Origin of the sequence: Ovoidimarina sediminis (genome assembly GCF_032586175.1) — a bacterium.
GTDB lineage: Bacteria > Pseudomonadota > Alphaproteobacteria > Rhodobacterales > Rhodobacteraceae > Ovoidimarina > Ovoidimarina sediminis.
Genome location: NZ_JAWHTE010000005.1, coordinates 159,886 through 177,512, shown reverse-complemented (window position 1 = coordinate 177,512; position 17,627 = coordinate 159,886). Strand labels below are relative to the sequence as shown.

The window sequence follows — 17,627 nt, the reverse complement described above, 5'->3', positions numbered from 1 at the left end:
CCTTACCCGATGCTCGACGCCAGCCCGAAATACCACGAACCTCTGCCGAACGGCACCGGTGTCGGCTACAAGCCGCAGCATTTTCAGGACGTGCTCGACCATCCCGGGCCCGTCACCTGGCTCGAAATCCATGCCGAGAATTACATGGGCGATGGCGGCCGCCCCTTGGCACAGCTTCGCGCCCTGGCCGAACGCTTCCCGATCTCCGTCCACGGGGTTGGTCTGTCCATCGGCGGGGAAGGCCCGCTTGACCGCGATCACCTCGATCGGCTTGCCCGACTGGTCGGCTGGCTCGAACCGTCGAGCTTTTCAGAACACCTCGCCTGGTCGACACATGACCGGGGCTTTCTGAACGATCTTCTGCCCCTGCCTTATACCGAGGCCACTCTGGCCCGCGTCGCCGCGCATATCGACGAAGTGCAGGGGCGCCTGGGGCGGCGGATGCTTCTGGAAAACCCCTCGACCTATCTCGCGTTCGACGAAAGCGAGATGGGCGAGATCGAATTTCTGACCGAGCTCACCCGCCGCACCGGATGCGGACTGCTGCTCGACGTGAACAACGTCTTCGTCTCGGCCACCAACCAGAAGACAGATGCTCAAAGCTATATCCGCGCTTTCCCGCTCGACGCGGTGGGAGAGATCCACCTGGGCGGCCATGACGAGGATGAAGACGGCCACGGCGCGCCCCTTCTGATCGACAGTCACGGGCGCGAGGTGGTGGATCCGGTCTGGGCGCTCTACCGCGAGACCATTGCGCTTGGCGGTCCGCGCCCGACGCTGATCGAGTGGGATACAGACGTGCCCGACTGGGCCACGCTCAGGGCGGAGGCAGAGCGGGCCGAAGCAATCCTCGCCCCGGCCCGTCCATGACCGTGGGGCAGGATCAGTTCGCGGTCGCGCTTCTCGATCCCGGTCAGCCGGTGCCCCCCGGCCTCTCCGATCCCGAAGGACGCAGCGCCGGCAAGCGCTTCGATGTCTACCGCAACAACATGGCCGTCAGCCTGACCGAAGCGCTCGAAACCGCCTTCCCCGTCCTGCGCAAGCTTCTGGGGGAAGAGAATTTCCGCAAGGTCGCTTCAGTCTTTCTGCGCGCCCATCCGCCCGCCTCGCCCCTGATGATGTTCTACGGCGATGCGATGCCCGGTTTTCTAGAAACCTTCCCGCCGGTCGCGCAATGGGGCTATCTGCCCGATGTCGCCCGGCTCGAACTCGCCCTGCGCCATGCGTATCACGCCGCGGATAGCACACCGATCGACCCGACCTGCCTGCAGGCCCTCGCCCCCGATCAGATGATGACGGCGCGGGTGGCGCTTTCCCCGGCGCTGCGCCTTGTGCGGTCGCCCTGGCCGATCCACGCGCTCTGGCGTTACAACATGGAGCCCGGCGGCCCCAAACCCGCACCCGGGCCGCAGGACGTGCTGGTCGTCCGCCTGGAATTCGACCCGGACCCGGTTCTTCTGCCCCCCGGTGCCGCGGCCTTCATCGCCGCCCTGTCCGAGGGCGCGCCCCTTGGGTCGGCCTTCGACGCCGCGCTCGCAGACCATCCCGATTTCGACCTGACCACCACGCTCGGCCTCCTCCTCGGGGCCGGCGCACTCACCGGACTGGAGACAACGCCATGACCCGCCTCGCCACGCTTCACAATTCGCTCTTCGGCGCGCTGGAGGCGGCAGCCCCCTTCCTGATCCCGACGCTGGCGCGGGTCGTCTTCCTCGGCACCCTCTTCATCTATTACTGGAATTCGGCGCTAACGAAATTCGGCGAGGGGTTCGCCGGGCTCTTCACGCCATCGGACGGCGCCTATATCCAGGTCTTTCCGAAGGTGATCGAGGCCGCGGGCTACGACTTCTCGGTGCTTACGGGCTATCACACCACCGTCGTGTTCTTCGCCATGTGGGGCGAGGTGATCCTGCCGATCCTGATCGTGATCGGCCTTCTCACGCGCCTTGCCGCCCTCGGCATGATCGTATTCGTGATCATCCAGTCGGTTGTCGACATCACCGGCCACGGGCTGGGCGCAGGCGATATCGGCGCGTGGTTCGACGGGATGCCCTCGGCCCTCATCCTCGACCAGCGCGCGTTCTGGGTATTCCTGCTGATCGTCCTCGTCCTGCGCGGCGCGGGGCCCCTGTCAATCGACCGGGTGCTGTCGCGCCAGACCACGGCGACGCACGCCGCGGCCATGTGAAGGCGGCCTGTCAGCCCAGAAGTTTCGCCTGAACAGCGCTGTCCCAGCCGAGATACCACGCGTCCCCCATCCGGATCACCGGCCGCTTCATCAAGGTGGGGTGCGCGGCAAGAAGCGCGTCTGGATCCTGCGCCCGTTCGCCCGCATCAAGCCCCCGCCAGGTGGTTGATCGCCGGTTTATGAGATCCTCCCCAAACCTTTCCAAAAGCACCGCACGCTCCTCCGGCGTCAGCGGATCGGCCCGCACATCCCGGAACTCAACCCCCTTCTCCGCAAGCGCTTTCAGCGCGCGGCGGGTGGTGTCGCATGATGGGATTCCGAGCAGGTCGACGGGGGGATTTGGTAAATTTCGGGACATCTGGCCTGTCTTTTCTTGCTTTTCGCCGGAAATGGCGAATCCTTTTTGCAGTGTCATTGGGAACGCGCGCCTCGCCCTTCGGATTGTGCGGCGGGTGTGGCGTGAGAGCACCTTCGATACGGGAAGACCCGGGCGCCCCTCGGCCGGGAAGACTTCAGAAGGAGAGACGGAATGCCGACCGGCACCGTAAAATGGTTCAATACCACGAAAGGGTATGGGTTTATTGCTCCCGACGACGGAGGAAAGGACGTTTTTGTTCATATTTCCGCGGTGGAACAGGCCGGATTGACCGGCCTCGCGGACAACCAGAAGGTCAGCTTCGAGATGGTGGAAGGCCGTGACGGCCGGACGCTTGCGGGCGACCTGAAAGCGCTCTAGCCCGCCACGGCGCGGCGGCTGAGACCTGCAGGGGCCCGGGCCGTCCGGGCGCCCCCGTTTCGTGCGGCCCGACGGGGCCCGAACCGCCGCCCGAACCGGGGCAGCGCACGGTCGATTCACGCTTTCGGGCCCATGCGGGCCCCGGAAAACGCAAAAGTCACACGGCGTACACCGGGCGTACACCGGGCGTACACAGGCCGACCCCGGTAACGGGGCGTACGGTGGCAATTCACGAAGATGACGGAGGGGTTAATCCCCAGTCCCGGCGCGGCGCTGGCCCTCGGACAGGCCCGCCCACCAGGCGGCATAGGTGCTGTCTTCGGGGGCGCACCCGGCCTCGTCGGGCGTGCCGTCCGACCACCAGACCGGGCCCGCCTCGCCCAGCCGGGTTTTCGCGGCGAGAACGGCAGCGCGCGCCTCCGGCCCGCCGCCTTTCCGTTCGGCCATCCGGGCCTGCATCAGCGCCTTGATCGCCGCGCGCCGATCGCCATCCGAAAGCCCAGGATCGGTCTTGCGGCAAAGCCGCCCGCGGGCCACGAAATAGCGCCCGTCGGGTGTTTCGGGGCGATCCTTCCGGGCCACCCGCGCGCCCCCTCCCCCGCCTCAGCGGTGGGAATCGGTCTTGCCGAGTTCGCGGTCGAGCCGGCCGCGAAGCTTCGTCGCGGCCCCCTTCAGCGCTTTCTGGATATCCTCCGCCTCGTCGGTCGCGGCGAGCGGGCGCCCGCCCTTGGGCCGCGCCTCCATCGTGCAGTGGATATGGGCGGGCCCGTGCTTGTCGGCGTTCTGATCCTTCAGATGCACCTCGATCCGGGTCAGCCGGTCGGCAAAGCGGCCGAGATCGGTTTCGACGGCGGCCTCGGCCACCTCGATCACGCGTTCGTCGCCATGGATGAAATTGTCGGTGTTGACCTGGATCTGCATGGGGATCTCCAACCTTGGTGTTTCCCCTGAACGTAGGGTCGCCAGTGCCCGGGGTTCAAGGGGGGTGAGGGCCGTTTCACAGATCGTGCGGTGGACGATCTGTGGCCCGAACGGGCGGAGCCCCGGGGCCGCCGCGCGATAGCCTGACGAAGGCCACAGTCCCGGTGTAGCATGTCGGCCATGAAGTTCGTGAGCCCTCCCGAAGACGGTGCGGCCTGGGTGATGCCCGAGGCCTGGCTGCAGATCGCGCTTCTGGCAGCGATCGCCTGCGCGCTTCTGGCGCTGATGCTGCGCGCCCGGCGGAAGCGCGCGACGCCCTGCAAATGGCGAAAGGAAAACCGGGCCCGCGCCTCGGGCATGCAGCGGTGGGCGTGCAAGGCCTGCGGGGTGGATGCCTTCACTCAGGACGGCAAGCCGCCGAAGGAATGCAAGCGGGGGCTTCGGGAAGCGCAGCTTTGAGGGCCCCGCTAAGGTTCCCTTAACCACGATCGCGGCATGTCGGGGGCCATGTCGGTGTATATCCGGCCCCGGCGACCGGGGGCCACGATCTTTTTCACGGTGACCCTGGCGGAGCGGGGCGGCGATCTTCTGACCCGCGAGATCGGCGCCTTGCGCGACGCGGTGCGGAAGACGCGAGCCGCGCACCCGTTCCGGATCGAGGCCTGGGTTGTGATGCCGGACCACCTTCATGCGGTGTGGACGTTGCCCGAGGGCGATACGGCCTATTCGACCCGGTGGGGCGCGATCAAGGCGCGGTTTACGCGTGCCGTCCGGGATGGTGGTAGGGTGGGGTTTCACCCCACCCTTCGCGAAAACGGCATCCGGACGGTGGTGGGGTGGAACCCCACCCTACGCTCGGCATCGAAGTTGCGGAAAGGGGACGCCGGGATCTGGCAACGGCGGTTCTGGGAGCATCACATCCGGGACGCGGCCGATTTTCGCGCGCATGTGGAATATTGCTGGTTCAATCCCGTGAAGCACGGCTTCGTGGAGGACCCGGGCGATTGGCCGTATTCGTCGTATCGGCGGGACCGCGCGCGGTTCGGGGCGTAGGGTGGGTTTTCAACCCACCATGGCGCGGTGGAATGGTGGTGTGGTCGAATGGTGGGGTGGAACCCCACCCTACGCTTGCTCAAAGCTCATCCCATTGTTCAGGATAATTGCGACGGAAGTTGTAAATAGTGTTTGGCTGAACTCCCAACCGTCTGGCCATCTCTCCCGGCTTAATCCCTTCAGCTTTCCATCTAGCAATGTCGCGCTTTACGTCCTCGGTTAGAACCGTGTTCCGGCCGTGACCCATCTGCTTTGAACGCATCGCTTCAAAAACAAGATAATCCGGCTCTCCAGGCTTTGGTCCTCCGAAATTCGGATAAAGTGCGTCCACCTCTTATACGCACAACCATTTCGCTCCATTGAAGATAGCTTCCAATCGGCACCTAGCAACTCTGAAATTTCCGCGCCAATATCGGCACCCCTCGTACGGAAATCCTTTCGCAACATTTCCGCAGCGAGAGAAAACGCGGGCACCCTAGCTATCGCGACGGAGAGCTCCAATTTGACATCGTCCATTTGGTGCGAAAGTTGCCAGATTCCTTTCCGTGCGTTTTTGACCAGCCCCAGTGAAGTCAGATCAGAAAGCGTCCGACTCGGGCAAACTTCTGAAAGTTGAGACCGTGAGACTTCATCGACGCCATATGCTCTTTTCCATTTCTCCAAAGATTCGAGCGCCGCATGCCAAGTGCCATTTGGCTACTGGAACCCAGTGCCTTTGCTGATCTCAGGTTCATCTAAACCTTTCGGGTTATCAACGCCCAATACTGAGAGAAGCCGGGCCGCCCCTTTCTTGAAGTTCCGGAAATCGCATATCTGAAGCTGCAGGTAGTGTATACCGCCTCCAATTGGCCTATCCGGGATCTCGGAGTCATCAATTCTAATTGGAATCAGCCATCCGCTATCTAGCGGTCTTTTAGTGAACTCTTCAAATGCGATCGAGAGCTCTTTGTTCGCTTCAGTTTTTTCGCGCGCCAAGCGTTTTGCAGATTGTATCGAAAGAAACTTCCAGCCATTCTGAATAGCTTTGCGGATCGCGAACTCCCAAGGCTGTCCGGGGTCGAGATCGTTTCTGTCCAACCAGACGTCAATCTCGTTCCGATCGAGTGTTTCGACCAATCGGTCTACGAACTTCGAATCTTGGCGAACATATGAGACAAAGACTTTTTTCAAGCTGACTACCCAATCACCCCCATAAACTCCCGCCATTCCCCCTTCGACATGCCCGACGTCTCCTGCGTCACCTCTTCCCCGGCGAGCATCCGCCGCACGCAGTCGAGCGCTTTGCCCGAGAGCGTCGCCCCGCCCATCCGGTAATCCTCGAAGGCCGCGAAGGCCAGCGGCACCCAGTCTTTCACCACGTCGCAGATCGCCTCGGCATAGGCGCGGATCTCGTACTGCGCATGGGCGTCGGCACGGAGCCTCAGGAAGTGGAAGAGGTTGTGGAGGTCCACCTTCCAGTACCACTGGGTGTAGATGTTGGCGGGCAGGTTCATGCGGGCAAGCTCGCGGGCGAGGCCCTGCTGGCCGTCCTGGCTTAGCATCTCTTCATAGTGGTCGTAGGCACGCATGGCGTCGTCGGTGAGGAGCCTCAGGACGCGTTCCGCCTCCTCCCCTTCCAGCACGGCGCCGCGGCCCTGGTTGTTCACGGTCGATTGAGCGGCGAGGTGTTCGGGCGCGGGGATGTAGAATTCGCGGTCGAGGATCGAGTAGCGGGCGGAGTATTCGTTGACGTTGGCGGTGCGGTGGCGGATCCACTGCCGCGCCACGAAGACGGGGAGTTTGACGTGGAGTTTCAGTTCGCACATCTCGAACGGTGTCGAGTGCCAGTGGCGCATGAGGTAGCGGATCAGGCCCTCGTCGTTCGACACGGATTTGGTGCCCTTGCCGTAGGAGACGCGGGCGGCCTGGACGATGGCGCTGTCGTCGCCCATGTAATCGATGACGCGGATGAAGCCGTGGTCGAGCACCGGCTTGGGGGTGTAGAGGTGTTCCTCCATCCCCGGGGCGGTGACGCGGGCGGTGAGGGTTTTCGTGGCGCGAAGCTCTTCGATCTCGTCCATGGGGTTCTGAAAGTCGCTGGCGGTCACGTTCATTTTCCTCTGCCTCCCGTTGCTGACAAGGCCCTGCCGGAATACGGTTTGTCTGACCGGTATGGCGGACCTTGGGGGTTCAACATATAGGGTTCAGATTTGTCCGGAACCCCAAACTTGGGGGTAAACGGGTTTTTCTTGTGGATAAACGCGGAGGCGATGAGCGTGGCGACTGAGTTTTATCATCTGATGGTGCGGGTGCTGGACCTGGAGAAATCCATGGCGTTCTATGAAATGCTGGGATTCCGGGAGGATCGGCGGACGGTGAGCGAGAAGGGCCGGTTCACCAACGTCCACATGCGGGCGGAGGGCGACGACCGGGATACGCTGGAGCTGACCTATAACTGGGACGGGGACGAGGGTCTGCCGTCGGACAGCCGGCATTTCGGGCATATCGCGATCCTCGTCGATGACATCTACGAAATGTGCCAGACGGCGATGGACCGGGGCATAACGATCAACCGGCCGCCGCGCGACGGGCACATGGCCTTCTTCCGCTCGCCCGACAACATTTCGATCGAGCTTCTGCAGAAGGGCGATGCCCTGCCGCCGAAGGAACCCTGGGCGAGCATGGAGAGCACCGGTCACTGGTAGGGCATCCCTGGCGCTTGCGGCGATTCTGGCGGGCCTCGTGGCGGGGCCCGCGGAGGCGGCCTGCCGGCTGGCGCTGCTTCTCGCGCTCGATGTCTCGTCCTCGGTGGACGATGCCGAGGACAGGCTTCAGCGCGAGGGCCTGGCCGCCGCGCTGAACAGCCCGGTGGTGCGCGAGGCGATGCTTGGCCCCGGCCCCGTGGCGCTTGGCGTCTTCGAATGGTCGGGCAAGTGGCAGCAGGACTGGATGCTGCACTGGTCGGTGATCGAAACCTCCGCCGATCTCGATGCCGCGATCGCCCGGCTGGCCGCGTCCCAGCGGGTCGAAACGCGCTACCCCACCGCCATCGGCTATGCGCTGTCCTGGGCCCAGCGGGCGTTCCGCACCGCGCCGCAATGCACCTATCGCACGCTCGATATCTCGGGCGACGGAACGAACAACGACGGCTACCCGCCCGAAAGCACCTACAAGTATTTCGATTACAGCGACATCACGGTGAACGGGCTTGTGATCGGCGGCGATCCCAGCGTGACGCTTTACTACCGCGATGAGGTGATCCGGGGGCCCTTCGCCTTCGTGGAACAGGCGGAAAACTACGCCGATTTCGAGCGCGCGATGCGCCGCAAGCTTCTGCGCGAGCTGGAACCCCGGGCGATCGGATGGCTGCGCTGAAGGCCCTTGCCGCCGCCCTCGCCGCCGCAGTTGCGCTGATCCCCGGAGGCGCCGGGGCCGCGTGCCGGCTGGCGCTGATCCTCGCCCTCGACATCTCGGGCTCGGTCGACGCACGGGAATACGAACTGCAGATGGGCGGGATCGCGCAAGCGCTCGAGAACCCGGAGGTGCAGGCCGCACTCTTCGCCCAACCGCAGGCGCCGGTGCACCTGATGATCTTCGAATGGTCGAACGGCCAGTACCAGCGCGAGGTTCTGGGCTGGACGGCGATGACGGGCCCCGCGGACACGGCGGCCGTGGCCGGACATCTGCGCGGCTGGCGGCGTGACTTCTCGCGCGGGTCCACCGGGCTTGGCGCGGCGCTGCGCTATGCCGCGGCGCGGTTCGAGGATGGGCCCGCCTGCTGGCGCCGGACGATCGACATTTCGGGCGACGGGCGCAACAACGCCTTTCCCATGCCCCGGCAGGTCAAGGACAGCGGGTTCCTCGACGGGATAACGGTGAATGCGCTGGTGATCGGACAGTCGCCCATGTCGGAGACGACGCGGCTTTCGGATATACGCGATCTGACCACCTATTTCCGCGACCGGATCCTGCACGGGCCGGATGCGTTTCTGGAACCCGCATGGGGGTTCGAGGATTACGCCCGCGCCATGCAGAAGAAGCTTCTGCGCGAACTTCAGCCGCGTCTGATCGGGTGGGTTCGATGAGGATGCTTGCCCTGATCCTCGCGCTGATCCCGGGCGGGGCGGAGGCCGCATGCCGTCTGGCGCTGATCCTCGCGCTCGATGTCTCGGGCTCGGTCGATCCGACCGAATACACGCTTCAGATGGGCGGGATCGCGGAGGCGCTGGAGGATGCGGAAGTGCAGAACGCGCTTCTTGCGATCCCGCAGGCCCCCGTCAGCCTGATGATCTTCGAGTGGTCGGGCAGCGGCTATCAGCGCGAGGTGCTGGGCTGGACGGCGCTTTCCGGGCCGGGCGAGATCGCGGCCGTCGCCGCGCGGCTTCGCGGCTGGCGGCGGGCGGCGGCGCCCGAGGCCACCGGGCTTGGCGCGGCGATGCAGCACGCGACGGGGCTGTTCCGGACCGGGCCCGCCTGCTGGAAGCGCACGCTCGACGTTTCGGGGGACGGGAAGAACAACGACTGGCCCCTGCCCCAGGCCGTGCGCGACAGCGGGGCGTTGGGCGACATAACGGTGAATGCGCTGGTCGTCGGCCAGACGCCGATGATCGGGGATGAACGGCAGGTCGAGATCAGCGAACTGACGGCCTATTTCCGGGCGAACGTGCTTCACGGTCCGGCGGCCTTCATCGAGGTCGCACTGGGGTTCGAAGCCTATGCGGAGGCGATGAAGCGCAAGCTGATCCGCGAGGTGGAGGCGCCGCGGCTGGGGCGGCGCCCTGCCCCGCCCGCCGTGCCGGAGATCAGGACTTCGGCCCCGGCGCCGACCGACCGGACAACAAAAAAGGCGGGTTCCGAAGAACCCGCCTGAGGTATGATTCCGGCAGGGAGGTATATGGCCGGAAATCAGAACCTTGAATTTACTTCGCGGCTGCGGTCGCTTTTTTCGCAGCGGCGGTCACGTCGGCAGTCGCTTTCTTGACCGCGGCGGTCGCATCTTCGGAGATGTCTTTGCCGGCGGCGAGCATCAGCTCGACGGTTTCCATCTGAACTTTCTTCGCGACTTCGGCGAAAGCAGCCATGTTTTCGGCAGCCATTTCGGCCTGGGCCGACGCGAAATCGGTCATCGCCTTGCCGTAGTCGGCAGGCTCTTCCTTGACGGTGGCGACGGAGCCCATCTTGCCGATCGTGTCGAGCGTCCACTTGGACGAGATCTCGGTCGACTTCTCGGCAGCTTCGAGAGCAACCTTCGACATCTTTTCGGCCAGCGAGGCTTGCGTCTTGTAGGCATCCTGCATCGCGGTCATGTCGACCGGGAAGTTGCCCATCATGTCTTTGAACATCTTGGTGTAGTCTTGTGCTTTGGCCATCGGTGTATCTCCTGGTTCCTGCGGCTCATCTGTGTGGTCCGCGGGCTCTTCCCGCGTCCTTTGCAGCTGCAGAGAATATGCACGCTGCGGCGCAGCATTTCAAGTGCTTTTGCTGCGCTGCAGCGAAAATTATTTATGGAGCGATTTCAGCCCTTTGGCTGGGAAATGACGTAGGTTCCAGGCGCATCGCAGAGGATCAGGTGATTCGCACCCCCCGGTTCGCGGGCCTTCACCTGGGCGCCGGATTTCTTCGACAGCCACTTTTCCCAGCGCGGCCACCACGAGCCTTCGTTGTGTTCGGCGCCCTCGCGCCATTCCTCGACCGACAGCTTCAGGTCGGGGTTGGTGTAATGACCGTATTTCTTCTTCGAGGGCGGGTTCACGATCCCCGCGATATGGCCGGATTCCGAGAGGATGAAGGTTTTCGAGCGCGATCCCATCTGGCGCACCCCGTTGTAGGAGGCGGGCCAGGCGGCGATGTGATCGGTTTCGCAGGCGACCGCGCAGACCGGCACCTTGACGTCGCTGAGTTTGAGCGTCTCGCCGAAGAATTCGATGCCCCCTTGTGCGAACCTGTCGCCCTGGCAGAGGCCGCGCAGATACTGCACCGCCATCTTCGCGGGCAGGTTCGTGGAATCGCCGTTCCAGTAGAGCAGATCGAAGGCCGGGGGCTTTTCGCCCATCATGTAGCTGCGGATCGCGGGGGCATAGATCAGGTCGTTCGAGCGCAGGAAGCTGAACGTGCGGCTCATGAAGAAGGACGACAGGATGCCGGATTGTTCCACCTCCGCCTCGATCCCGTCGATGAAATCGTCGTCGAGGAACACCCCGATCTCGCCCTGGTCGGAGAAATCGGTGAGCGTGGTGAAGAAGGTGGCGGAGTTGATGCGGGTATCGCCGCGCTTCTGCATCAGGGCGAGCGTGAGCGCGAGCGTGGTGCCCGCGATGCAGTAGCCGATGGCGTTGACCTTGGGCACATCGCAGATCTGCCGGGCCTCTTCGATCGCGGTGAGGTAGCCTTCCTCGATATACTCCTCCATGCCGACGTCGCGCATCGAGGGATCGGGGTTGCGCCAGCTGACGACGAAGAGGGTATAGCCCTGGTCGACGATCCAGCGGATCAGGCTGTTCTGGGGCTTCAGATCAAGGATGTAGAACTTGTTGATCCAGGGCGGGAAGATGATGAGCGGCGTCTTGTGCACCGTTTCGGTCGTCGGGCTGTACTGGATCAGTTCGATGAGGCGGTTGCGGTAGACGACCTTGCCGGGCGCGGTGGCGAGGTTTTCGCCGACGCGGAAGGCATCCTTGTCCGCGAGCGTCACCAGAAGATCGCCGTCATTCGCCTCGATATCGCTGACGAGGTTTTCAAGGCCGCTGACGAGGCTTGCGCCGTCGGTTTCGACCGCCTTCTGCAGGGCCTCGGGATTGGTGCCGAGGAAGTTCGAGGGGCTGAACATGTCGACGATCTGGCGGGTGAAGTATTCCACGCGCTTGCGTTCCTGCGCGTCGAGACCCTCGAGCCCCTTGATCGCCTCTTCGATCGCCTCGGAATTCAGCATGTACTGCTGCTTGAGGAAGTTGAAATAGGGGTGCGACTGCCAGAGCGGGTTGGAAAAGCGCCGGTCGTCGCGCGTCGTGTCCTCGGGTGCCTCGAGCCGGCCGGAGGCCAGCACCTGCTGGGCCTCGACGTAATGCTTCAGCGCCTTGCCCCAGTAGCTGATCTGGTGTTCGAGGATTTTCGAGGGGTTGGCCATCATCTCGGCCATGTAGGCGGCGGCGGCCTTCATGTAGAGATCCTGGCTCGGCCCCTGCAGGCTGGCCGGGACGGTTTTCTTCTGTGAGATCGCACTCATCAGCCGGGTCGAGAGTTCTTCAACCTTTGCAAGGTTTTCGTTCAGACGCTCAAGATTTCCGATTTCGACGGCACCGGTCGGCGAGGTATCGGTTTCTTTTGTTGTCATCGTCAAGTTTCCCGGCTATTTTGCAGGTGCAGCATGAACCGCCGCTTCCCCAATGTACCGGCTCGCTCGTCTGGGGGCAAAGCGACGAAATTTCCGGGCGATGTATCCCGGGGGAAGGCGACTACCATGCGCTATATGGTCACGTACGACCTTTACGAGTCCATCAGAAACACCAACCAGTGGTTGGGCGCCACAGCGCTTGCGATGGCGTCATACCCCGCGACGGGGCTGGTGGCACACCCGGCCTTCCAGTTGATGGCCGCATGGGGCGAGGTGACGGAACGCACGTTTTCGCGGATGGTCGCGAAGCCGGACTGGAACATCAATTCGGTGGTCGGACAGGACGGGCGCGATCACGTGGTGCAGATCGACCGCGAGGTGAAGCGCCCCTTCGGCGATCTGATACGGTTCGAGGTTCTGGGTCGTCCGGAGAAGCCGCGCCGCATCCTTCTGGTACCGCCGATGTCGGGGCACTATTCCACGCTCGTCCGATCCACCGTGCAATCGCTTCTGCCCGATGCCGAGGTCTGGGTCGCGGACTGGCACAACGCGCGCGACATCCCCGTGTCGATGGGCAAGTTCGATATCGAGGATTACACCCTCTACCTGATGGATTTCATGCGGCACCTCGGGCCCGACACGAATGTGATCGCGGTCTGCCAGCCCGCGCCGCTGGCCCTTGCCGCCACCGCCTATCTCGCAGAACTGGAGCCCGAGGCCCAGCCCCGGACACTGACACTGATCGGCGGGCCGATTGACCCGGACGCCGCCCCCACGGACGTCACCGATTTCGGCCGCCGCGTGACGATGGGCCAGTTGGAAAACCTCGCGCTGCAGCGCGTGGGCTTCAAGTATCCCGGCGTGGGCCGCATGGTCTATCCCGGCCTCGCGCAGCTGTCGTCCTTCATGTCGATGAACGCCGAACGCCACGCCAAGGCGTTTTCCGACCAGATCCTGCGCACCGCCAAGGGCGAGTCGTCGGACCACGACAAGCATAACCGTTTTTACGACGAATACCTCGCCGTGATGGACATGACGGCGGAATTCTACCTCTCCACCGTCGAGCGGATCTTCAAATCCCGCGAAATCGCGCGGAACGAGTTCGTCGTCGACGGGCACAAGGTGGATATGGGCAAGATCACCTCGGTCGCCGTGAAGACGGTGGAAGGCGAGGAAGACGATATCTCGGCCCCGGGCCAGTGCCTTGCCGCGCTCGATCTTCTGACCGGGCTGCCGGACGAGAAAAAGGCCGCCCATGTCGAACCCGGCGCGGGCCATTACGGGATCTTCGCGGGCAAGAGCTGGCGCAACAACATCCGCCCGCTCGTGCTGAACTTCATCGATGCAAATGCCGGGCCGGCGAAGCGCAAACTGAGCGCCGTCACCTGACCCGGCCAGCGGGCACGGGGGTCAGGCCGCGCGCCTGATCTTCGTTCCGCGCTCGACACAGGCGATGATGCCGTGTCGACAAGCTGACCCGGCGCCTTGGCAAACTTATTATTCATGATTGGCGCCATGCGGTGGCCCAGACCGGGGACGCCGGGCATTGCGGCCGGTGTTGCCGGGGCCACTGGCGGAATGAGGAGATGCGATCTCAGGATCGCAAGTGTTCGACGGGCCACGCCATCGTCAGACCGTGGGCCGGCGACCCGAACTGTGACCGGCTCGGTTTTTTCCCGCAACCCGGTCGTTCGATTCCACGTCGCACCCAGCCTCACGCCGGGGCGATCAGATTTCTGGAAGGTTCCGGGTTATGCCCCTCTGCTAGAGCTACCCCGCCCGCGGATCCGGATGCCGCGCCTGCCAGTGCCGTGCGATGTCGCCCCGGCGCGCGATCCACACATCGTCGTGCCCCGCGATGTAATCGAGCACCCTGTAGAGCGCCCCGATCCGTCCCGGCCGCCCGATCAGGCGGGCATGCAACCCCACGGTCATCATCGCCGGACGCGCCGCCCCTTCGGCATAGAGCACGTCGAACGTATCCTTCAGATAGCCAACGAATTCCGCCCCCACCTGATAGCCGTTTCCGGCGCGGGCGAATTTGGAGTCGTTCGTGTCCAGCGAGTAGGGCATCAAGAGAAGCCCCGGGTGATCCGGCGACCAGTAGGGCAGATCGTCGTTATAAACGTCCGAGTCGTAGAGAAACCCGCCCGCCTCGGCCACCAGCCGCCGCGTGTTCACAGACGGAAGACCCGCGTAATAGCCCAGGGGGTGTGCACCTGTCAGCGCCTCTACCTGCGCGATGGAGCGGGCGATATGGGCGCGCTCCTCCTCCTCGGTCAGCGTGGCGTAGTCGATCCAGCGCCAGCCATGGGGCATCAGATCGAACCCCGCGCCGATCATCGCCTTAAGCGCGAGCGTGTTCTGTTCCGCGGCGCGGCCCACGACATTCACCGTCGCAGTCAGCCCCCGGTCGGTGAAGGCGCGCAAGAGCCGCCAGTAGCCCACGCGCGACCCGTATTCATAGCTTTGCTCGATATTCAGATCGCGCGCAGCGGGCCGCGCCTCGACATCGACATCCGAAATCCGGTCTTCCGACCGGTCGTCGCCTTCGAGGATCGAACGTTCCCCGCCTTCCTCGTAATTGATAGAGAAGCTGACGGCGATGCGCGCCCCGCCGGGCCAGTCGGCGAAGGGCGGCGCGTCGCCGTAGCCGATGAAATCGCGTTTGGGCCCGGCGGACATCAGTTGGTCGGCATCAGGAAGATTTCGCGGATCGTGGCCCGCGCGGGCGCCTCGATCGCGTGCATCACCGCCGCCGCAACATCTTCGGGCTTGAGCTTGTCGGGCTTGGCCTCATCAAAGAACGGCGTGTCCACCATCCCCGGCGCGATCACTGCGCAGCGCCCGCCCCAGGCCTGCATTTCCTCGGCCATGTTGCCGCCATAGCCGTGGACGAACCATTTCGTCGCGCCATAGATCGACCCCTTGATGTGCCGCCGCCCGGCCGCCGAGCCGGTCAGCAAGAGCGTGCCCTTCGTCTTCTTCAGCTCGGGCAACACGGCGCGGGTGGTGTAAAGCAGCCCCATGATGTTGAGGTCGACGACCTGCCGCCATTCCTCGGGGTCGCCCTCTTCGGTGCCGGGCTTGTCGACGCCCCGGCCCGCATTCGCGAAAGCGGCGTCGATCCCGCCGAAACGGTCGACCGTCTGCGCCACCGCTGCCTCGATCTGGGCAAGGTCGGTTACGTCGCCCGGAAGCGCCAGCGCGGCCTCGCCAATCTCGCCCGCGAGCGCCTCGAGCTTCTCTGCCGAGCGGGCGAAAAGCGCCACGTTCCAGCCTGCCGTCGCGGCGGCGCGGGCGGTCGCTTCCCCTATTCCGGTGCTGGCCCCGGTGATGAACAACGTGCGTGCCATATGCTTGATCTCCTTTGCTTTCCCGGACAAACGCGGCCCTCATGCCACGGGTTCCAACCCTTGATCTAGTAGCGCCAATTCACGTCTACCCAAACTCTGGGAGACCCCCTATAGTGAGCGCGGATCGGGGGCCACGCCCCCCAAGAAGACCAGAGAGCAGGGGGTTCGGGATGCGCTGCCCGTTTTGCGGAAACATCGATACCCAGGTCAAGGATTCGCGTCCGGCGGAGGATCACGTCGCGATCCGGCGCCGCCGCTTCTGCGCCGCCTGCGGCGGACGCTTCACCACCTATGAACGCGTGCAACTGCGCGATCTCGTGGTGATCAAGTCGAACGGCAAGCGCGAGGATTTCGACCGCGACAAGCTGGAACGGTCGATCCGGATCGCGATGCAGAAGCGGCCGATAGAGCCCGAGCGCATCGACCAGATGATTTCCGGGATAGTGCGCCGGCTTGAAAGCATGGGCGAAACCGACATCCAGTCGAAGACCATCGGCGAGATCGTGATGGAAAGCCTCGCCCGGATCGACACGGTCGCCTATGTGCGCTTTGCCAGCGTCTACAAGAATTTCCAGGCGGCGGACGATTTCGAGGATTTCGTGCAGGAACTGCGCCCGCCACAGCCTGACGGCGAGTGAGCGCGCCCGCTGAGGCGGCAGCCGATGCGCGGTTCATGGCGGCCGCGCTGGCGCTTGGTGCGCGGGGGATGGGCCAGGTCTGGCCGAACCCAGCCGTGGGATGCCTTATTGTCAGGGATGGCCGGATCGTGGGACGCGGGCGCACCGCGCCGGGCGGACGGCCCCATGCGGAGCCCATCGCCCTCGCGCAGGCGGGCGAGGCCGCGCGCGGCGCCACGGCCTATGTCTCGCTGGAGCCCTGTTCGCATCACGGCGTCACCCCGCCCTGCGCCGAGGCGCTGATCGCGGCGGGCGTGGCGCGCGTGGTGATCCCCCTTGAGGATGTGAACCCGAAAGTGGCCGGCGACGGCATCGCCCGCCTGGAGGCGGCGGGGATCGCCGTGACGGCGGGCGTTCTTGCCGAGGCGGCGGGGCGCGATCACCGGGGGTTCTTCCTCAGGATGCGCGAAGGGCGGCCCATGGTGACGCTGAAGCTCGCCTCGAGCTTCGATGGCCGGATCGCGACGGCCACCGGCGAAAGCCGCTGGATCACCGGACCCCAGGCGCGGCGGCGCGTGCATGCCGAGCGGCTGCGTCATGACATGGTGCTGGTGGGCGGGGGCACGGCACGGGCCGACGACCCGGATCTGTCGGTGCGGGAGATGGGCGCGGTGCGCCAGCCGGTGCGCGCGGTGGTCAGCCGGCATCTGAACGTGCCGCTCGACGGGCGGCTGATCGGTTCGGCGGCCGCGGGCCCGGTCTGGGCGCTGGTCGACGCGAGCCCCGGTGCGGTGAACGAGGACGCCCGCGCGGCCTGGGAGGGGCAAGGCGGGCGGCTGATCGGCACCGAGGCGGGGCCCGGCGGCAACCTGGAGCCCCGCGCGCTTCTTCAGACACTGGGGCGCGAGGGGATCACGCGGGTCTTCTGCGAAGGCGGCGGCGCGCTTGCCGCCTCGCTTCTGGCGGCGGATCTGGTGGACGAAATCCTGGGCTTCACGGCCGGGTTGACGCTTGGGGCCGAAGGCCAGCCCTCGCTGGGCGCGATGGGGATCGACAGCCTTGCGGGTGCGCCGCGCTACCGCCTGCGGGAGGTGTCGCGGGTGGGCGAGGACGTGCTGCACCGGTGGGAGCGGCGGGGGGCATAGTCCGCGTCACCCCCGCGATCGCATCTCCAGCGCGTCTTCGGTGGTCAGCACCTTCCCGGCATAGCCCCAGGAACCGCTTCGGACCTCGTGGATCCGGACGGAGGTGCCGTCGCGGATCGTCTGACCGGCCACCTCGCCGAAGGCGTCGGTCACCTTCTCGATGATCCTTGCCTTCTCCTCGTCCGAGAACACCCCTTCCAGCACCTGAATGTCGATCGATGGCATGTCGCCCCTCCTGTTCCGATGCGGGCACCCTGACGCGCCGCCACTCCCGTTCGACTGCCCCGGGCGAAGGCCCTTCC

At 64.7% G+C, this 17,627-nt stretch carries 24 protein-coding genes; 13 read left to right on the top strand and 11 right to left on the bottom strand.

The features are described 5' to 3' along the window. Positions 1-9: 9 nt before the first annotated feature. From bufB to RXV90_RS08425, 3 genes are read left to right on the top strand one after another with little or no spacing between them, the layout of a single operon-like run. Positions 10-870, top strand: coding sequence for an MNIO family bufferin maturase (gene bufB / locus RXV90_RS08435; protein WP_316648105.1), 861 nt, complete (start codon positions 10-12; stop codon positions 868-870). Then, entirely contained in the window at positions 867-1,622 is a 756-nt protein-coding gene (locus tag RXV90_RS08430) for an HvfC/BufC N-terminal domain-containing protein (RefSeq protein WP_316648104.1), read from the top strand. Before bufB ends, RXV90_RS08430 begins: the two co-directional genes overlap by 4 nt. Continuing rightward, positions 1,619-2,188 carry a DoxX family protein gene (locus tag RXV90_RS08425; RefSeq protein WP_316648103.1) on the top strand — a complete coding sequence of 190 codons (570 nt, stop codon included), beginning with the start codon at positions 1,619-1,621 and terminating at the stop codon, positions 2,186-2,188. Before RXV90_RS08430 ends, RXV90_RS08425 begins: the two co-directional genes overlap by 4 nt. Before the next feature lie 10 nt (positions 2,189-2,198). Here RXV90_RS08425 and RXV90_RS08420 read toward each other — a convergent pair whose 3' ends face one another. Next, a complete protein-coding gene (locus RXV90_RS08420) occupies positions 2,199-2,546 on the bottom strand; it encodes an arsenate reductase family protein (protein WP_316648102.1) in 348 nt (115 codons plus the stop codon). A gap of 171 nt (positions 2,547-2,717) precedes the next feature. Between RXV90_RS08420 and RXV90_RS08415 the strand changes: the two genes are divergently transcribed. Further along, positions 2,718-2,924, top strand: a complete 207-nt coding sequence (locus tag RXV90_RS08415; RefSeq protein ID WP_316648099.1) for a cold-shock protein — start codon at positions 2,718-2,720, stop codon at positions 2,922-2,924. Between the two features lie 249 nt (positions 2,925-3,173). Here RXV90_RS08415 and RXV90_RS08410 read toward each other — a convergent pair whose 3' ends face one another. Both RXV90_RS08410 and RXV90_RS08405 read right to left on the bottom strand, forming a co-directional pair. After that, positions 3,174-3,506 (bottom strand): hypothetical protein, encoded by a 333-nt coding sequence (locus RXV90_RS08410; protein WP_316648098.1) that lies wholly within the window; start codon positions 3,504-3,506, stop codon positions 3,174-3,176. Positions 3,507-3,527: 21 nt separating this feature from the next. Further along, the gene (locus RXV90_RS08405; protein ID WP_316648097.1) at positions 3,528-3,845 is read right to left on the bottom strand and encodes an HPF/RaiA family ribosome-associated protein; all 318 of its coding nucleotides are present in this window, start codon (positions 3,843-3,845) and stop codon (positions 3,528-3,530) included. Between the two features lie 171 nt (positions 3,846-4,016). Between RXV90_RS08405 and RXV90_RS08400 the strand changes: the two genes are divergently transcribed. Further along, a complete protein-coding gene (locus RXV90_RS08400) occupies positions 4,017-4,304 on the top strand; it encodes a hypothetical protein (protein WP_316648096.1) in 288 nt (95 codons plus the stop codon). Positions 4,305-4,352: 48 nt separating this feature from the next. Further along, positions 4,353-4,898 carry an REP-associated tyrosine transposase gene (locus RXV90_RS08395; RefSeq protein ID WP_316648095.1) on the top strand — a complete coding sequence of 182 codons (546 nt, stop codon included), beginning with the start codon at positions 4,353-4,355 and terminating at the stop codon, positions 4,896-4,898. A gap of 79 nt (positions 4,899-4,977) precedes the next feature. On the opposite strand, the gene RXV90_RS08390 is transcribed toward RXV90_RS08395, so the two are convergent. From RXV90_RS08390 to thyX, 3 genes are all read right to left on the bottom strand, one after another. Beyond that, positions 4,978-5,229 (bottom strand): helix-turn-helix domain-containing protein, encoded by a 252-nt coding sequence (locus tag RXV90_RS08390; RefSeq protein ID WP_316648094.1) that lies wholly within the window; start codon positions 5,227-5,229, stop codon positions 4,978-4,980. A gap of 365 nt (positions 5,230-5,594) precedes the next feature. Next, positions 5,595-6,104 carry a toll/interleukin-1 receptor domain-containing protein gene (locus tag RXV90_RS08385; protein ID WP_316648093.1) on the bottom strand — a complete coding sequence of 170 codons (510 nt, stop codon included), beginning with the start codon at positions 6,102-6,104 and terminating at the stop codon, positions 5,595-5,597. Continuing rightward, positions 6,074-6,958: an FAD-dependent thymidylate synthase gene (gene thyX, locus RXV90_RS08380; RefSeq protein WP_316648223.1), complete on the bottom strand. Its 885-nt coding sequence runs from the start codon at positions 6,956-6,958 to the stop codon at positions 6,074-6,076. Before thyX ends, RXV90_RS08385 begins: the two co-directional genes overlap by 31 nt. A 195-nt stretch (positions 6,959-7,153) precedes the next feature. Here thyX and RXV90_RS08375 point away from each other — a divergent pair, with 195 nt between their 5' ends. The 4 genes from RXV90_RS08375 to RXV90_RS08360 are packed head-to-tail and all read left to right on the top strand — an operon-like array spanning position 7,154 to position 9,747. Beyond that, on the top strand, positions 7,154-7,582 hold the full coding sequence (locus RXV90_RS08375) for a VOC family protein (RefSeq protein ID WP_316648092.1): 429 nt from the start codon (positions 7,154-7,156) through the stop codon (positions 7,580-7,582). Positions 7,583-7,619: 37 nt separating this feature from the next. Then, positions 7,620-8,252 (top strand): DUF1194 domain-containing protein, encoded by a 633-nt coding sequence (locus tag RXV90_RS08370; RefSeq protein WP_316648090.1) that lies wholly within the window; start codon positions 7,620-7,622, stop codon positions 8,250-8,252. After that, positions 8,240-8,962, top strand: coding sequence for a DUF1194 domain-containing protein (locus RXV90_RS08365; protein ID WP_316648089.1), 723 nt, complete (start codon positions 8,240-8,242; stop codon positions 8,960-8,962). Before RXV90_RS08370 ends, RXV90_RS08365 begins: the two co-directional genes overlap by 13 nt. Next, positions 8,959-9,747, top strand: a complete 789-nt coding sequence (locus RXV90_RS08360) for a DUF1194 domain-containing protein (RefSeq protein WP_316648088.1) — start codon at positions 8,959-8,961, stop codon at positions 9,745-9,747. Before RXV90_RS08365 ends, RXV90_RS08360 begins: the two co-directional genes overlap by 4 nt. 49 nt (positions 9,748-9,796) lie before the next feature. Here RXV90_RS08360 and RXV90_RS08355 read toward each other — a convergent pair whose 3' ends face one another. Both RXV90_RS08355 and RXV90_RS08350 read right to left on the bottom strand, forming a co-directional pair. Further along, positions 9,797-10,246, bottom strand: coding sequence for a Phasin (locus tag RXV90_RS08355; RefSeq protein ID WP_316648087.1), 450 nt, complete (start codon positions 10,244-10,246; stop codon positions 9,797-9,799). A gap of 146 nt (positions 10,247-10,392) precedes the next feature. After that, a complete protein-coding gene (locus tag RXV90_RS08350; protein WP_316648086.1) occupies positions 10,393-12,207 on the bottom strand; it encodes a PHA/PHB synthase family protein in 1,815 nt (604 codons plus the stop codon). Positions 12,208-12,333: 126 nt separating this feature from the next. Here RXV90_RS08350 and phaZ point away from each other — a divergent pair, with 126 nt between their 5' ends. Further along, positions 12,334-13,596 (top strand): polyhydroxyalkanoate depolymerase, encoded by a 1,263-nt coding sequence (gene phaZ, locus RXV90_RS08345; RefSeq protein WP_316648085.1) that lies wholly within the window; start codon positions 12,334-12,336, stop codon positions 13,594-13,596. A 381-nt stretch (positions 13,597-13,977) separates the two neighbouring features. On the opposite strand, the gene RXV90_RS08340 is transcribed toward phaZ, so the two are convergent. Next, complete coding sequence (locus tag RXV90_RS08340) at positions 13,978-14,892, bottom strand: polysaccharide deacetylase family protein (protein WP_316648084.1); 915 nt, start codon at positions 14,890-14,892, stop codon at positions 13,978-13,980. Beyond that, positions 14,892-15,563 (bottom strand): SDR family oxidoreductase, encoded by a 672-nt coding sequence (locus RXV90_RS08335; RefSeq protein ID WP_316648083.1) that lies wholly within the window; start codon positions 15,561-15,563, stop codon positions 14,892-14,894. The genes RXV90_RS08340 and RXV90_RS08335 overlap by 1 nt, the downstream gene beginning before the upstream one ends. Positions 15,564-15,733: 170 nt before the next feature. Between RXV90_RS08335 and nrdR the strand changes: the two genes are divergently transcribed. Then, positions 15,734-16,201 (top strand): transcriptional regulator NrdR, encoded by a 468-nt coding sequence (gene nrdR / locus RXV90_RS08330; RefSeq protein WP_316648082.1) that lies wholly within the window; start codon positions 15,734-15,736, stop codon positions 16,199-16,201. A 35-nt stretch (positions 16,202-16,236) separates the two neighbouring features. Then, positions 16,237-17,325 (top strand): bifunctional diaminohydroxyphosphoribosylaminopyrimidine deaminase/5-amino-6-(5-phosphoribosylamino)uracil reductase RibD, encoded by a 1,089-nt coding sequence (gene ribD, locus RXV90_RS08325; RefSeq protein WP_316648222.1) that lies wholly within the window; start codon positions 16,237-16,239, stop codon positions 17,323-17,325. Between the two features lie 6 nt (positions 17,326-17,331). Here ribD and RXV90_RS08320 read toward each other — a convergent pair whose 3' ends face one another. Then, positions 17,332-17,550 (bottom strand): tautomerase family protein, encoded by a 219-nt coding sequence (locus RXV90_RS08320; protein WP_316648081.1) that lies wholly within the window; start codon positions 17,548-17,550, stop codon positions 17,332-17,334. Between the last annotated feature and the right edge of the window lie 77 nt (positions 17,551-17,627).